Annotated in this window: 14 protein-coding genes; 3 read left to right on the forward strand and 11 right to left on the reverse strand. The window is 71.5% G+C overall.

Annotation, left to right across the window (positions count from 1 at the left end):
• Positions 1-161 precede the first annotated feature (161 nt).
• Entirely contained in the window at positions 162-1,274 is a 1,113-nt protein-coding gene (locus tag J5Y09_RS10345; RefSeq protein ID WP_209351683.1) for a glycosyltransferase family 4 protein, read from the forward strand.
• Positions 1,275-1,384: 110 nt separating this feature from the next.
• On the opposite strand, the gene J5Y09_RS10350 is transcribed toward J5Y09_RS10345, so the two are convergent.
• From J5Y09_RS10350 to J5Y09_RS10375, 6 genes are all read right to left on the reverse strand, one after another.
• Positions 1,385-2,356, reverse strand: coding sequence for an acetamidase/formamidase family protein (locus tag J5Y09_RS10350; RefSeq protein WP_209351684.1), 972 nt, complete (start codon positions 2,354-2,356; stop codon positions 1,385-1,387).
• An 11-nt stretch (positions 2,357-2,367) separates the two neighbouring features.
• Entirely contained in the window at positions 2,368-3,411 is a 1,044-nt protein-coding gene (corA, locus tag J5Y09_RS10355; protein ID WP_209351685.1) for a magnesium/cobalt transporter CorA, read from the reverse strand.
• 81 nt (positions 3,412-3,492) lie between these two features.
• The gene (gene mtnC, locus J5Y09_RS10360) at positions 3,493-4,194 is read right to left on the reverse strand and encodes an acireductone synthase (RefSeq protein ID WP_209351686.1); all 702 of its coding nucleotides are present in this window, start codon (positions 4,192-4,194) and stop codon (positions 3,493-3,495) included.
• Positions 4,191-4,736, reverse strand: a complete 546-nt coding sequence (locus tag J5Y09_RS10365) for a 1,2-dihydroxy-3-keto-5-methylthiopentene dioxygenase (RefSeq protein ID WP_209351687.1) — start codon at positions 4,734-4,736, stop codon at positions 4,191-4,193. The genes mtnC and J5Y09_RS10365 overlap by 4 nt, the downstream gene beginning before the upstream one ends.
• Positions 4,733-5,344 carry a methylthioribulose 1-phosphate dehydratase gene (locus J5Y09_RS10370; protein ID WP_209351688.1) on the reverse strand — a complete coding sequence of 204 codons (612 nt, stop codon included), beginning with the start codon at positions 5,342-5,344 and terminating at the stop codon, positions 4,733-4,735. The genes J5Y09_RS10365 and J5Y09_RS10370 overlap by 4 nt, the downstream gene beginning before the upstream one ends.
• A gap of 76 nt (positions 5,345-5,420) precedes the next feature.
• A complete protein-coding gene (locus J5Y09_RS10375) occupies positions 5,421-5,696 on the reverse strand; it encodes a twin-arginine translocase TatA/TatE family subunit (protein WP_198375552.1) in 276 nt (91 codons plus the stop codon).
• A 296-nt stretch (positions 5,697-5,992) separates the two neighbouring features.
• Here J5Y09_RS10375 and J5Y09_RS10380 point away from each other — a divergent pair, with 296 nt between their 5' ends.
• Positions 5,993-6,997, forward strand: a complete 1,005-nt coding sequence (locus tag J5Y09_RS10380) for a TerC family protein (RefSeq protein ID WP_209351689.1) — start codon at positions 5,993-5,995, stop codon at positions 6,995-6,997.
• Between the two features lie 89 nt (positions 6,998-7,086).
• On the opposite strand, the gene J5Y09_RS10385 is transcribed toward J5Y09_RS10380, so the two are convergent.
• A complete protein-coding gene (locus J5Y09_RS10385; RefSeq protein ID WP_209351690.1) occupies positions 7,087-8,058 on the reverse strand; it encodes a Bug family tripartite tricarboxylate transporter substrate binding protein in 972 nt (323 codons plus the stop codon).
• A gap of 148 nt (positions 8,059-8,206) precedes the next feature.
• On the opposite strand from J5Y09_RS10385, the gene J5Y09_RS10390 reads away from it, so the two are divergent.
• Positions 8,207-8,866, forward strand: coding sequence for a hypothetical protein (locus tag J5Y09_RS10390; protein WP_209351691.1), 660 nt, complete (start codon positions 8,207-8,209; stop codon positions 8,864-8,866).
• 3 nt (positions 8,867-8,869) lie between these two features.
• Here the strand turns inward: J5Y09_RS10390 and J5Y09_RS10395 are convergent, their stop codons facing one another.
• The 4 genes from J5Y09_RS10395 to J5Y09_RS10410 form a co-directional block, all read right to left on the reverse strand.
• Positions 8,870-9,370: a CHAP domain-containing protein gene (locus J5Y09_RS10395; protein ID WP_209351717.1), complete on the reverse strand. Its 501-nt coding sequence runs from the start codon at positions 9,368-9,370 to the stop codon at positions 8,870-8,872.
• Positions 9,371-9,496: 126 nt separating this feature from the next.
• Positions 9,497-11,107 (reverse strand): ABC transporter substrate-binding protein, encoded by a 1,611-nt coding sequence (locus J5Y09_RS10400; protein ID WP_209351692.1) that lies wholly within the window; start codon positions 11,105-11,107, stop codon positions 9,497-9,499.
• 111 nt (positions 11,108-11,218) lie between these two features.
• Entirely contained in the window at positions 11,219-13,351 is a 2,133-nt protein-coding gene (locus tag J5Y09_RS24750) for a methyl-accepting chemotaxis protein (RefSeq protein ID WP_209351693.1), read from the reverse strand.
• 126 nt (positions 13,352-13,477) lie between these two features.
• A complete protein-coding gene (locus J5Y09_RS10410) occupies positions 13,478-13,876 on the reverse strand; it encodes a Zn-ribbon domain-containing OB-fold protein (protein ID WP_209351694.1) in 399 nt (132 codons plus the stop codon).
• Between the last annotated feature and the right edge of the window lies 1 nt (position 13,877).

A 13,877-nucleotide genomic window follows, 5' to 3' on the forward strand; every position in this document is an offset into this window, starting at 1 on the left:
GGAGCAATATCCGGTCAGCCAAAAACGGCTGACCGGATTTCCTGCTCCGGCAACCATCGAACATACGGCACGAAATCCGAACACACGGGTTCCGTGTGATCGGATAGTGCTGTCGCGGGGTGAGGTCCGGAGAGGGGCGGCGCCCCTCTCCGGGTGCCGCCATGAAGATCTGCCAGATCGCCAACGTCGACTTCGCGATGCGCCACTTCCTGCTGCCCTTGATGCGCGGCGCGCGCGCGCGCGGGCATGAGGTGGTCGGCGTCTGCGCCGACGGCGCGCTGCTGGACGTCCCCCGCGCCGAGGGCTTCCGCATCGAGACGCCGCCCATGGCCCGCAGCCTGAACCCGGTGGCCCAGGCGCGCGCCTTCCGCGCCCTGGTCGAGCTGTTCCGACGCGAGCGCTTCGACCTGGTGCATGCCCATTTCCCGATCAGCGGCCTGCTCGGGCGGCTTGCCGCGCGGGCGGCGGGCGTGCCGCGCATCGCCTATACCTGCCATGGCTTCCTGTTCAACCAGCCCGGCCCCTGGTGGCGGCGGACGCTGTCGCTGCACATGGAACGCCTGGGCGGCCGCGTGACCGACACCTTCATGACGGTCAGCGCGGAGGAGGCGGAGGATGCGAAGCGCCTGCGCATCCATCCGCGCGCGACGCCGGTGCTGAACGGGCGCGACCCGGCGCTGTTCCATCCCGACCCCGCCGCCCGCGCCGCGCTGCGCGCGGAGTTCGGCGCGGGGGAGGGCGATTGCGTCGTCGCCGCCGTGTCACGGCTTGTGCGCCACAAGGGCCATCCGGAACTGCTGCGCGCGATGGAGGACACGCCCCCGAACGCCGTGCTGTGGGTGGTGGGCGAGCGGCTGGCCTCGGACCATGGCGAGGACCTGGAGCCATACTTCGCGCGCGCGGCCGAACGGCTCGGCCGGCGGATCGTGCGGCTGGGCTACCGGCACGACGTCGCGCGCATCCTGGCGGCGGCGGATGCCTTCTGCCTGCCTTCGCACTTCGAGGGCCTGCCCATGTCGGTGATTGAGGCGATGCTGACCGGCCTGCCGGTGGTCGCGACCGACATCCGCGGCCCGCGGGAGCAGGTGGTGGACGGGCAGACCGGCTACCTGGTGCCGCCGATGCAGGCCGCGCCGCTGGCGCGCGCCATCACGTCCCTGGCGGAGGATGCGGCTCTGCGCGCGCGGATGGGGGAGGCGGGGCGGAAGCGGGCGCTCGATCGCTTCGACGAGGGGAAGGTGGTCGGGCACACGCTCGACCTGCTGGGGCTGTGAAGGCGAGGGGGCGCCGCCCCCTCGCCACTCCCCCGCCTTGGGTCCCATCGCCGATGCGCCGCATCGGCGATGGGGGACCCGAGGGCCGAAAGGCCCTCGGAACCCATCGTTCAGAACAGCAGGCCCTTCTTCAGCAGGCCGTGCACGCCCTTCTCGCCGTTCACCGTCTGCGTCACGTGGAAATCCACCGCCAGCGAGCAGAACTGGTAGGCATCCGCGTCGGAGAGGTTGGTGCGGGAGCAGATGAAGGCGATCATCTCCCGCAGCGCCTGCTTCATCGCGACGTCCAGGTCCTCGTTCATCCCCATGGTGATGTAGTGCGTCTTCGTCTCGGCGCGCGGCCACTTCAGCACCGGGTCGCGCGCGCCGCCGCCCTTGACCAGGCTCAGGCGGAAATGGCCGGTCAGGCAGATCTCGAGCGCGTTGATGCAGACCTCGCCGTCGCCCTGGACGCCATGGCCGTCGCCGGCGGAGAACAGCGCGCCCTCGTTGAACACGGGCAGATACAGGGTCGTGCCCTCGGTCAGTTCCTTGTTGTCGAGGTTGCCGCCGATCGCGCGCGGCTCCTTCGTGTTCAGCATCCCCCAGTCGCGCGGCGGGGCCACGCCCATCACGCCGAAGAAGGGGGCCAGCGGCAGTTCGAGCCCGTTCTCGGACGGCCCGAAGGGCAGGCGGCAGGTCTTCTTCGCGCGGTCGACCGGGATGTGCAGCGTCCGGCGATAGGGGAAGTCCTCCGGCAGCGTGCCGAAGAGCGGGCGGAAGCCGCAGAAGCCCCAGTCGGCGCCCAGCTCGATCTTCTCGATGTCCACGCGCAGCGCGTCGCCGGGCTCGGCGCCGCGCACCTCGACCGGGCCGGTGATGACATGCGCGCCGAGGCGCGGGAGCTTGGCGTGGATTTCCCGCAGCGCGGCGGGGACCTCCATCATCTTCTCCTGCGGCGGCATCACCTCCGGCCCGCCGGAGAGGCATTCGAGGATCACCACCTCCCCCGGGTCGATCGAGGCGACGGGCGGGAAGGAGGCGTCGAAGGCCCCCCAGCGGCAGGTGGCGACGGAAGCGGCAACGCGTGTCGGTTCGGGCATCTCGTCTGTTCCTAGAGCCAGCCTTTGCGGCGGAAATAGAGGACGGGAAGGATGGCGCTGACGACCATCATCAGGATCGCCAGCGGATAGCCGTACTCCCACTTCAACTCCGGCATGTTCTCGTAGTTCATGCCGTAGATCGATGCGATCAGCGTCGGCGGCATCAGCGCGACCGAGGCCACGGTGAAGGTCTTGATGATCGCGTTCTGCTCCACGTTGATGACGCCGAGCACGGCATCAAGCAGGAACTGTGCCTTCGCGTTGAGGAAGGTCGCGTGTTCCACCAGCGACCGCACGTCGCGCACCAGCGTCTTGATCAGCGTCTGGTTCTCCTTGCGCACCGCCGTCGCCTTCTCGGCGCCGACGAAGGCGAGGATGCGGTTGAGGCCGAGCAGCGTCTCGCTGGTCCGCGTCGTGACTTCACCGACCTGGCCGAGGGTGATCAGCGTATCCTTCAGCGCGTCGTCGCGCCGGTTCGCCTTGATGTTGGCGCGCGCCGCGCGGAAGGTGCGCTGGCTGGCGCGGTCCATGTCCCCGGCGACGCGTTCGAGGATGTCGGCGAGCCGGTCCACGATCTGCTCGAACAGGTGCAGCATCACCCCGTCGGGGGAGGCGAGCAGCGCGCCCGGCTGCTTCTGCGCCCGCACGCCGAACACGCTGAAGGCCTTGGGCGTCGCGTAGCGCACCGTGACGAGCGTGGTGTTGCTGAGCACGAAGGTGATGGCGGTCGAGCCGTATTCGCCGCTGTCCACGCCGTAGAGGAAGTTCGCGGTCAGGAACAGCGCATCGCCTTCCCGGTAGAGCCGGGAGGAGCTCTCGATCTCCTGCATCTCCTCCCGCGTCGGGATCTCGAGCCCGAGCGCGTCCTGCACCGCCCGCTCCTCGGCCGGCGTCGGATTAAGCAGGTCGATCCAGACCGCGCGGCGCAGGCTGCCGGGCTCGCACACAGCGGCCGCCGCCGCCTGCGCCTCGGCCGGCAGGGCGGCGGTGATCTCGGAGACGGCGCCCTCGCGCACGCGACAGCGGCCGTCCTCGACCGTCCAGGTCGTCAGCATGGCGGCGGCCTCCTGCTGCTTGGGTGGGAAGATGTCTCGGCTGCTATCTAGCCATGGCGGCGGCCGGGCGCCACCCGCGGATCATCCGGGGTTCGGCAGCCGGAAGCGGCGCGCGACGCCGGGGAAGTCCGCTTCCTCGGCGTGCCGGCCGAACGGGCGCGTGCCGTCCGCCGCGCGGACCAGCTGGCAGGTGGCCATGCCCGCCGCCGCGGCGGCGTCCAGCTCCTCGGCCACGTCGGACAGGAACAGCACCTCGCCCGGCGGCAGGTGCAGCCCCGCGGCGATGGTCGCGTAGGACGCGGCGTCGCGCTTGCCGCCGACCTTGGTGTCGAAGAAGCCGGCGAAGAGGCCCGTCAGGTCGCCCGCCTCGGAATGCCCGAAGAGCAGCTTCTGCGCGCCGACCGAGCCGGAGGAATAGACCGCGAGCCGCAGCCCCGCGCGCGCCCAGGCGCGCAGGCAGGGGGCGACGTCGGGCCAGAGATGCCCCTTGAGCCGCCCGTCGCGGTAGCCGGCGTCCCAGATCAGCCCCTGCAGCGCCTTGAGCGGCGTGACCTTCGCATCCTCCGCCATCCAGCGGCGCAGCGCGGCGCGCGGATCCTCCCCCGGCGCGGCGGCGGCGACCTCGGCCATGATGGCGGCGACCTCTGGCTCCCCCCCGTTCGCGTCGAGGAAGGCGTCGAGTTCCGCCGTCGCGAAGGGGAACAGCGTCTCCTTCACGAAGGCGATCGCGCTCGTCGTGCCCTCGATGTCGGTCAGGATGCAGGCCGGGCGAGGCCCGGTCACGCCGCCTCGACCGTCACGGGGATGCGCGCGGCGATGTCGCTGCCGGTGTAGTGCGGCGTCCAGCCCGTGGTGTCGGTGAAGACGCGCAGCGCCGTCACGTGCGGCACCTCGCCGGCATCGAACCAGTGCTTGGTGTTCGCGGGCACCGAGATCAGGTCGCCGCGCGTGCAATGCGCGTCGTAGATCATGCCGTCCACATGCATGACGAAGTTGCCCGCGCCCTCGTGGAAGAAGCGGACCTCGTCCTCGGTGTGGATGTGCTCCGACAGGAACTTCGCGCGGATCGCGTCCTTCTGCGGATGGTCGGCGGTCAGGCGGATCACGTCCGCCGTGCCGGCCTTCGTCTCCTTCAGGAAGGCATCGAGATGCGGGCGATAGGCCGCGAGCACCGCCTCGGGCTCGGCGCCCGGCGGCAGGTCGGCGACCGGCCAGCGTTCGAAGCGCACGCCGATCGGGGCGAGCGCGGCCGCGATCTCGGCGGCGTCCTCGGTCTTGAGAGTCTCGGCGCCGGTCGCGGCGTCGCGGATCGTCAGCAGGCTCATCGCGTGTGCCTCCCTTCCTCCAGGTGACAGAGCAGCATGAACTCCAGGGCCTCGAGCCGGGCCATCGCCTGGTCCATGCCGGAGCCCCATACATAGACGCCGTGGCCGCGGATGACATAGCCCGGCGGCGCATCCGGCGCGGCATCCCAGCGCGCCTCGAGCGCCGCCTGCAGGCGGGGGATGTCCTGGTCGTTGTCGAGCACGGGCAGATCGGTCGCCGCGTCATGCGTCGGCCCGCCGGGGAAGGCCTTGAGCAGTTCGTAGCCGGCCAGGCGGATGGCGTCGCCGGCGCGGCGGGACAGCACCGTCGCCGCGACCGAATGGCCGTGCAGCACCGCCCCCGCATCGGCGAAGCGGCGATAGATCCCGCAATGGAGCAGCGTCTCGTAGGACGGCTTCGTCCCGGGATCGAGCGGCCGGCCCGCCAGGTCCACGCGGATCACGTCGGCCGCCGCGAGGAAGCCCTTGTGGCCGCCGGAGCGGGTGATGGCGACGTCCCCCGGCCCCAGCCGGACGGAGAGGTTGCCGGCCGTGGCCGGCACCCAGCCCATGCGGTCCATGCGGCGCCCGGCCGCGACGATGGCGGCGGCGGCCTCGGCGAGGCTCATCCCCGATGCTCCCCAGGAACGGCGAACCCCGCCGCGCGGCGCGCGACGGGGCTTACGGCACGATCGGACGCCGTGGTCAGGCGGCGGGGCGGGTATTGCCCGGCGTGGCCTGCGGCTGCGCCTGCGCGGCGGTGGCCTGGCCCTGCTGCGGGCCGGGGATGGTCCCCGCCGGCGCCTGCGGCGTGGCCTGCGCTTCCATGGAGGCGTCCTTCTCGTCCTCCTTGATGTTCTGCTTGAAGGACTTGATGCCCTTGGCCAGGTCGCCCATCAGGCCGCTGATCTTGCCGCTGCCGAACAGCAGCAGGATGACCAGCAGCACGACAAGCCAGTGCCAGATGCTGAACGAACCCATGGCGACGCCTCGATCCCGTTTGGGGCCGCCCGGACGGGGGCGGCCGTAACCCTCTGTGAACGGGCGGCAACCTAGTGTCCCGGCAGCGCCCTTGCAAATCCAGATGGGCAATCGAAGGCGCGGCCGCAACGGGTCTTGACTCCGGCGGCCGCCGAAACCAGTTACCGCGCTGATCCGGGCCCCTCTGGCGGCCACGCGTCCTCCGGGAGCGTGTCCGCGATGTCGGATCGCGTGGGAAATCGCGCGATCACGGCCCTCTGTGCGCCGTGTGAGCGCCAGAGAGGAGTATCTGGGGGATGGAATTCTTTTCGGCCGAATGGCTCGGCAAGCCCTTGTGGATGTGGAAGGGCTTCCTGCTCGTCGTCGTGGTGCTGCTCGCCTTCGACCTTGGCGTGCTGAACCGCAAGGACAAGGAAATGGGCATCGCGGAGAGCCTCTGGCTGTCCGCCTTCTACATCAGCTTCGCCATGATCTACGGCGCCGGCATCTGGTGGGCGTATGAGGTGGGCGAGCTGACCACCAGCGACGGCGTCCATGCGGGCGTGGCCTACTTCACGGGCTTCTTCATCGAGAAGGCGCTGTCGATCGACAACGTCTTCGTCATAAGCCTGATCTTCACCTACTTCGCCATTCCGCGCCGGTACCAGTACCGCGCGCTGGTGTGGGGGATCATCGGCGTGATCGTGCTGCGCGGCCTGATGATCGGCCTCGGCGCGGCGCTGGTGCAGCAGTACTCCTGGGTCCTGTACATCTTCGGCGCCTTCCTGATCATCACCGGCATCAAGATGCTCGTGGTGCCGGAAGGCGAGCAGGACATGTCGAAGAACCCGATCGTGACGTTCATGCGCAAGCACATGCGCGTGTCCGACAGCCTGCACGGCGAGAAGTTCTTCGTGAAGGAGACGGACTCCAAGACGGGCAAGATGGTGCGCGTCGCGACCCCGCTGTTCCTGGCGCTGGTCGTGATCAACATCGCCGACCTGATCTTCGCGGTGGACAGCGTGCCGGCGATCTTCGCCATCACGACCGACACCTTCATCGTCTACACCGCGAACATCATGGCGATCCTCGGCCTGCGCGCGCTGTACTTCGCGCTCGCCGCCATGGTGCACCGCTTCCACTACCTGAAGTACGCGCTGGCGCTCGTGCTGGTGTTCATCGGCGGCAAGATCTTCTGGAACCAGATCGTGGGGAAGGTCGACCCTGCCATCTCGCTCGGCGTGACGCTGGCGATGATCGCGGGCGGCATCTTCTACTCGCTGTGGAAGACCCGGAAGGACACGCCGGTCCCGGCCGAGTAACGCCGGGCGGACATGCCGGCCGGGCCTTCGGGTCCGGCCGGAACCCGACGGGAGCGGGGGGAGGGGCGACCCTTCCCCCGCTTCGCGTTTCAGCCCTCCGGCCGCAGCCCCAGCCGGCGGATGATGCCGCCCCAGCGGGCGATGTCGCTGCGCAGCAGCGCCTGGAACTCCGCCGTATCGCTGCCCACCACCACGAAGCCCGCCGTCTCCAGCGCGCGCCGCTGCTCGGGCACCGCCAGGGCGCGGCCGGTCTCCGCCGCGATGCGCGCGATCCGGTCGGCCGGCATGCCCGTCGGCGCGAACAGGCCGATCCAGGCCACCGCCGGTTCGGCATCGACGCCGCTTTCGCGCATCGTCGGCACCTCGGGGATGGCGGCGAAGCGCTCGGCGCTGGTCACCGCCAGGGCGCGCACCGTGCCTTCGCGCACCTGCGGCAGCACGCCCCCCGTGGCGGCGAAGAAGGCCTGGATGCGCCCCGCCACCAGGTCCAGCACCGCCTGGCCGACGGCGCGGTAGGGCACGTGCACCGCCTCGAACCCCTGGGTCGCGGCGAGGTCCTCCATCACCAGGTGGGACAGCGTGCCGGGGCCGGTCGAGGCGTAGGAGATCCGCCCCGGATTGGCCTTGGCATAGGCGACGAACTCGCCCGCCGTGCGCGCGGGGACCGAGGGATGGGTCGCCAGCACGAAGGGCAGCCGCGCCAGCAGCGAGACCGGCGCGAGGTCCGTCGCCGGGTCGTAGCCCAGCGCCGGGTTGAGGATCTTCGCCGTGCTGCCCGGCCCGCCGATCGTGACGCCGAGCGTGTGCCCGTCGGTCGCGCGCGCGATCGCCTCGGTGCCGATATGCCCGCCGCCGCCGGCCCGGTTGTCGACCACCACGGGCTGGCCGAACACCTGCTGGAAATGCGGCGCCACGGCGCGCGCGGCGAGGTCCGGCGTCGATCCGCCGGGGAAGGCGACGATCATGCGCAGCGGCCGGTCGGGCCAGGCGGCCTGTCCCCGGGCCGCGCCGGGCAGGGCAAGGGCGGGCAGCGCGGCCAGGCCGCGGCGGGTGATGGTCATGGCGTGTCCTCCCGGTTCCGGGCCTTTGCAGCATGGCGGGGGCGCGGGCGGCAAGGCGGGGGGCTTGCAGGATACGCGGACGGATTCATTTCGATAAAAGAATTATACTGCCAGCATCCCGCGCCATCGCCGCAACCGGAGTTCCGCCATGCCCCCCGCCTGCCGCCTGACGCTGCTCGGCCTCGTGCTGCTCTCCGCCCCGGGCTGCGCGACCGTCGCGCTGAACGCCGCCCTGCGCGCCGCCAACCCCGCCCCGCCCTGGAACGGGGAGGTGCGCGTCGCCAGCGACCCCGAGGGCGCGCGCTGCGCCATCCATCGCGGCGACCGCGTGGTGGCCGAGATCGCCGCCACGCCCGGCACCGTGCGGCTCGAACGCTCCCACGCGGTGCTCGATGTGCGCTGCACGGCGGAAGGCCACCTCCCCGCGTCCGAGCGGCTGCGCCCGGGCGACGACCCCGCGGTGTTCCGCATGGCGCCGAACGGCATCGTCGGCGCGACCGCGACGGTCATCAGCCTCGCGAGCGCGCGGACCATGCGCTACCCGGGCACGATCGACGTCGCCCTGCCGCCCGCGACCTTCGCGAGCGAGGCGGCGCGGGACCAATGGTTCGCCCTGCGGCGCGATGCGGTGCTCGCCCGCCGCGCCGCCGACATCGCGCTGGCCGAGGAACGCTGCCGCGCCCAGGCCGAGCATGGCTGCGACCCGTCGCTGATGGTGATGCGGGAGGAACAGGCGCAGGACCTCGCGGCGCTGGACGCGCTGCGCGGGCGGGCGACGATCGCGCCGGCGCTGGCCGCGGCGAACTAGCCGCTACCGCGCCTCGGCCATCAGCGTCCCGCCATGGATGAAGCCGTAGGTCGGGAAGTTCGTCTGGCCGAAATCGTTGACCGGCGGGTACCACACCCGCACCAGCGACCAGTCGTTGTTCGGCGAGACGTCGATCACGGGCTGGTCGCGCGCCACCCGGCCGCGGTCCCGCCCGCTCGCCCAATTGGCGTGGTCCACCCGGATCTCGCGGCTGTTCACCACCCGCGTCACGACCGACAGGTGCCCCGAGCGGTTGCGGGAGGTGCGCATGAACACCAGCACCGCGCCCACGCGCGGCCGGCGCGATCGGTCGTAGCGGCCGGATGTCGCGGCCGCGTCCCACCACTGCCAGGCGTCCCCCGACAGGTCGATGCCCGACCGGGCCCGCGCATACGGCACGCAGGACAACTCGCCCCCGGCATAGCCGGGCACGTTGCTGCGCGATGGCGTGCCGCGCGGCCCGCCGCAGGCCGCGAGCGACAGCGCGGCCAGTACCAAGATCATGCGAAGCACGACCCCGATCCCCCTGATTCCCCTGGACAAACCATATCAGGAAATCGGGCGGAAGTGGAGCGTTTCGATGCCGGCCCGATGGCCGCACCCCGTCGCGGGGGCGCGGCCGCGGCGCGGTCAGGACAGCGTCGTCAGGTCCTGGAACCAATGCTGCGCGGGGACATAGCCGCGCACATTGCGCCCGAGCGCCTTGGGGTTGGTGTCGTGCACCACGAAGACCCAGAGCGCCTCGTTCACCACCTTCTCGTGCACGCGGCGCATGATCGCGTCCTGCTCCGCCGTGTCGAAGGACGCCATCGCCGCGTCCAGCATCCCGTCCATCTCCGCGTCGCGGTAATGGCCGTAGTTCACGCCGACCGGCGCGATCTGGTTGGAATGGAAGAAGCGGATGAAGGCGTAGAGCGGATCCGACGTCAGGTAGGCGACGTTGTTCGCGGTGATGTTGCCCGCGCGGCTGATGTCCCCCGCCGCGCCCTGGCGCCAGGCGGTGTAGAGCACTTCCAGCTCCACCACCTGGAACTCGACGGCGATGCCCACTTCGCGCCAGGCGGACTGGATGTACTCGTTCATCGGCATGGACAGCATCTGCCCCGACCCGCCGGTCGGCACGATGAAGCGCGTGCGCAGCGGGTTCTGGCGGCTGAAGCCGGCTTCCTGCACCAGGCGCCGCGCCGCGTCGATGTCGGTCCGCACCTGGAATTCCGGCCGCCCGAACCAGGGGGAGGAAGGATCGACCACGCCGACCGCCGGCTTGCCGAGGCCGTTGAGCAGCGCGACCACCTCCTCGCGGTTGATGGCGAGGTTGGCGGCGCGGCGCAGCCGCACGTCGCGCCAGGGGGAGCCTTCCAGCAGGCTCAGATGGTAGTTCCAGACATGCGGCGTGACGTTCTCGACGATGCGCGCCCCGCCCTGGCGCAGCCGCGGCAGCAGATCCGGCGCCGGGCTCTCGATGATGTCCACCTGGCCGGAGATCAGCGCGTTGGACCGCGTGGTGGTCTCGGGTGCGACGACGAGCACGACGCGGTCCACCTTCGGCATCCGCCGCGGGTCCCAGTAGCCCGTGTTGCGCACCAGCTCCGCCCGTTCGCGCGGCACCAGGCGGGCGAGGCGGAACGGCCCCGTGCCCGAGGGTTCCTGCGCGAAGCGGTCCCAGGACCGGCCCAGGCGCTCGTACTGCGCCGGGGAGGAAATCAGGAACCACAGCATCTGGTAGGGGAAGAAGCTGTCGACCGCGCGGGTGGTCACTTCCACCGTCATCGCGTCGACCTTGCGGTAGGAGGCGACGGAGGGCAGGCGCGGACGGACCTGCGCGGCCTGGCGCTGGTCGAAATGCGGTGCCTGATTGTTCAGCACCTTCTCGAAGTTCCAGATCACCGCGTCGGCATCGAAATCCGACCCGTCATGGAACTTCACCCCCTGACGGAGGCGGAACACCCACTTCCTGCGGTCCGCGGGGTCGGCTTCCCAGCTCGTCGCGAGCCCCGGCATCAGCTTCCCCGGCCGGTCGCCCACGTCCATCTCCCAGGCCACGAGCGGGTCGTAGATGGTGTGGCCGGTGAACTGGTAGGCGCCCGCGCCGCGGTCCGGCTGGCCGGTGGTCTGCGGGATGTCGGCCATGGAGATGCCGTAGCGCAGGACGCGTTCCTGCTGCGCCATGGCGAAGGGCGAAGGCAGGCCCGCGACGCCGGTGGCGGCGGCGCCGAGCAGGGTGCGGCGGGTGAAGGTCATGCGGTTGAAGCCCCCGGTTGCGGTTCTTTTCGACCGCGCCGGGTTTGCAACTCGCGTGCCGGTTACGTACCGCCGCCTGCCGGGCGTGCGCCCTGCCCATGAAGGCGGGCGTCAGGCGGCCCGATCCTCCCGCAGGCGGGACACCAGCCGGCTGAGTTCGGCGTTCAGCGCGGTGCCCTCCTGCGCCACGCGGCCCGTGGCGCCGCGCAGCCCGCCCAGCGCCTCGTTGCTGTCGCGCGCGGATTCGCTCAGCCGGTCGACCGAGACCGAGACGAGCGAGGCGCCCGAGGCCGCCTCGGCGACGTTGCGCGCGATCTCGCGCGTCGCGCTGCCCTGCTGCTCGACCGCGGCGGCGATCGCGGTGGTGATCTCGGCCGAGCGCGAGATGGTCTCGCCGATGCCGCGGATGGCGCCCACCGCGCTGTCGGTGGCCTCGCGCATCTCGGCGATCTGGCGGGCGATCTCGTCGGTCGCGCGGGCCGTCTGGCTGGCCAGGGTCTTGACCTCGGAGGCGACGACGGCGAAGCCCTTGCCGGCATCCCCCGCGCGCGCCGCCTCGATCGTGGCGTTGAGCGCGAGGAGGTTGGTCTGCGCGGCGATGTCGCCGATCAGGCGCACCACCTCGCCGATCCGCTGCGCCCCTTCGGCCAGCGCGCCGACGGTCGTATCGGTGCCCTCGGCCTCGTGTCGGGCGGTGCGCGCCACCTCGGCGGCCTCGGCGACCTGGCGGGTGATCTCGCCGATGCTCGCGGCCATCTCCTCGGCCGCGGCGGCGACGGTCTGCACGTTGTTGCTCATCTGCTGGGCGCCGCCGGCGGCCTGGCCGGCTTCGGCGGCGCTGCGCCCGGCGGTGCCCGCCAGGCCCTCCGCGGTCGATTCCAGCTCGACCGAGGCGGCGGCGAGGGTCTTCGCGATGGCGCCGATCGACCGCTCGACATCGCCGGCCAGGGCAAGGCGCGCCTCGCGCGCCTGCTCGGCGGCGCGTTCGCGCAGCTTGGCGGCCTCGGCCTCCAGCGCCCGGGCGCGCAGGGCGCCTTCGCGCAGCACGCCCAGCGCCTCGGCCATCGCGCCGATCTCGTCGCGATGGCGCCGCGCGGGAACCTCGGTGTCGAGGTCGCCATCCGCGATGCGCTGCGTCGCCTTCGTCAGCGCGCCGACCGGCGCCACGACGCGCCGTTGCACGATCAGGAAGGCGCCGGCGCCGAGCCCGAGCCCCAGCAGCATCAGCGCGGCGGTGATCGAAAGCGCGGCCTGGGCCGCCTTCTCGACCGCGGCGGCATGCGCCTCGCTCGCCCGGCCGGCGGCGTGCATCACCTCGAGCAACGTGCCGAGCTGCGGCGTCGTCGTCTCGACGAAGGCGCCCGCCGTCGTCGGATAGGCGGCGCCATCGGCGCGGGCGCGCACCAGGCTGTCGGCCAGCGTGCGGAAACCCTGGAAGTAGCCCTGCTGCGCGCCGGCCATGGCGGCGCGGATCGCCGGGGCGATCGCCGGGTCGTTCGCCGGCGCCAGCACTTCGAGCTGCTGCCACAGGAGGTCCACCCGCGCGCGCACGGCCGCATTGGCGGCCAGCTGGGCGGGGCTGAGCGGCTGGCCCGCGGCGATCGCGCCGGCCACCGTGCCGCGCTCGGTGCCCGCGACGTCGCGCAGGCGCCAGCCGAGTTCCTGCACCGAGGCGAGTCGTGCCAGCAGCGGGTCGGCGGAGGCGACGGCGTGGTTGGCGGCGAACCACACCCCGAGCGCCGCATTGACCGAGGCGGTGATGGTCGGGACGTAGTCGGCCAGGAGTGCCGCGTCGCGCTCCGCGCGCGGCAGGCGGATCGCGGCGTCGGCACGGCGGCGCGCGTCATCGGCACGCGCCTGCGCCGCTTGCAGGTCGCGCAGCAGCGCGTCGCGCCCGGGGAAGCTCTGGCTGGCGAGCACGGCGAGGCCGGCCGGAACCTTCGCGGCGACGGTGGCCCGGCGCTGCGCGATCTCGGCCAGCGCGGCCGCCGTGGCCGGGGCCTCAGCCTGCAATGCGTTGTTGGTGGCAAGGCGTTCCATCAGGATCTCGAACACGCCCGAGACCAGCTGGTTGGAACCGCGCGTCGCGTTCTCGGCGGTATTGGCGCGGGCGAAGGCGCGCCAGGCGTCGCTCGCGTGCCAGGCGAGCCCGCCCAGGGCGAGCAGCACGATCGTGCCGAGCACCGCAGGCAGCAGCACCTGCAGGCGGAGTCCGGCCCTGGGCCGGCTGGTGGCGGTGGTCACGACGATACGCTCCCGGCGATATTCGCCCGGTGTATCGTTCGATACGGCTTAGGAAAGTATGAAGCCCGTGCCCTGGCCGCGCGGCGGCCGCGGCGTACGCCGCGACCGCCGGCAGGGCAGGATGGATCAGGCCGGCGTGAACATCGGCACCGGCGCGCCGCCTTCTTCCGTCGGCTTGAAGACGAGCTTCACCTTCTGCCCGATCTTCAGCGTGTCGAGGTCGCAATCGACGATGTTCGTGAAGATGCGCGGCCCTTCGTCGAGTTCGACATAGGCCGGCGCGTGCGGCTCCTTCGAGCGCATCACCGTGAAGGAGTAGATCGTGCCCGTGCCCTTCGCCTCGACCATCTCGACGTTGTTCGACAGCGTGTAGGGCGAGCAGCCGCGCGGATACCAGAAGTGCTTGCCGGTGTCCTTGCACAGGCCGATCAGGAAGCGGCCTTCGCGCGCCGCGTCCCAGAAGGGCTTCGTGGTCGGGTCTTCCTTGGGCGCCGGGATGGCGCGGTTCGCAGACATCGTCGCCATG

It is taken from the genome of Roseomonas nitratireducens (assembly GCF_017813355.1).
GTDB lineage: Bacteria > Pseudomonadota > Alphaproteobacteria > Acetobacterales > Acetobacteraceae > Neoroseomonas > Neoroseomonas nitratireducens.